Genomic DNA, 310 nt, shown 5'->3' with positions numbered 1-310 from the left:
CGTAGGTCTCATAGTTCAGACCTTCCGCTTCTTCTTTGGGCCCTTTTTGATGATCTGAGGGTGCTTCTTAGATTTCACTTCATACAGGTTGCCCAGAATGTCTGTGCTGTACTTCTTAATGCTCTGGGTCTTGGAGGCGATTGTCTTAATGATGTGGGGGGGCCTCTTGTCGTTCATGTTTTCCAGGTACTCGCGGTAGGTGATGTCGATCATGTTCACTTCGATTACGTTCAGCAGGTCGTTGTTCACGCCGATCACTCTATACAGCTCGCCGTTGATCTTGATCAGATCGTTCTTGTGAGACCGATCG

1 protein-coding gene is annotated in these 310 nt (G+C 48.4%); it reads right to left on the bottom strand.

Going from position 1 to position 310, the window contains the following annotated elements:
• Nucleotides 1-15: 15 nt before the first annotated feature.
• On the bottom strand, nt 16-310 hold a 295-nt coding region (locus tag CDO51_RS13325), incomplete at its 5' end, for a hypothetical protein (protein ID WP_205842277.1).

It is taken from the genome of Natranaerobius trueperi, assembly GCF_002216005.1.
GTDB lineage: Bacteria > Bacillota > Natranaerobiia > Natranaerobiales > Natranaerobiaceae > Natranaerobius_A > Natranaerobius_A trueperi.
This window is presented reverse-complemented; position numbering and strand designations above follow the sequence as displayed.